Source organism: Streptomyces colwelliae (genome assembly GCF_048158785.1).
GTDB lineage: Bacteria > Actinomycetota > Actinomycetes > Streptomycetales > Streptomycetaceae > Streptomyces.
In genome coordinates this window covers 1-428 of the sequence record NZ_JBLTJC010000984.1, presented here as the reverse complement: position 1 = coordinate 428, position 428 = coordinate 1, and the positions used below count along the sequence as shown (strand labels likewise).

Below are 428 nucleotides of genomic sequence, written 5' to 3'. Positions count from 1 at the left end.
CCGATATAGATCGGCATGGCGTTCAGGGAGACAGTCCGGTCCGGCGTGCCACTGCGAGAGAACTGGTAATGACCTGGCCTCAGCACTGAATGAAACTCTGCCCCTGTTCGCGGTATCGACGACAGGTCCTGCTAGGCGCGCATCTGGCCGAAAGCGTGTTCGCGGGCTGTCCGTGCCGCGACCGCTTTGCGACGAGGATGCGTGCAGGCGTTTGCAAAGCACAAGCGGCCCGGTGGCGGGCCGCTGCTGCACCTCGTGGCTCGCCGGATCAGCGATGGAACAGGCCGCCCATCATGTGGCCGAACAGACCAGCCGGGCCGCCACCTCCGCCGCCATGGGCGCGACGGCCACCACCGGAGGAACGGCGACGGGCGGGCTCGTCCGGCGCGGACTCGTCGGACGCAACCCGGCTGGACACGATCTCGGAC

1 protein-coding gene is annotated in these 428 nt (G+C 67.8%); it reads left to right on the top strand.

All coding sequences use genetic code 11. The features are described 5' to 3' along the window. Nucleotides 1-211 precede the first annotated feature (211 nt). Nucleotides 212-428 (top strand): hypothetical protein (locus tag ACNFOC_RS55475; RefSeq protein WP_416966455.1); only part of this gene is annotated, 217 nt, incomplete at its 3' end.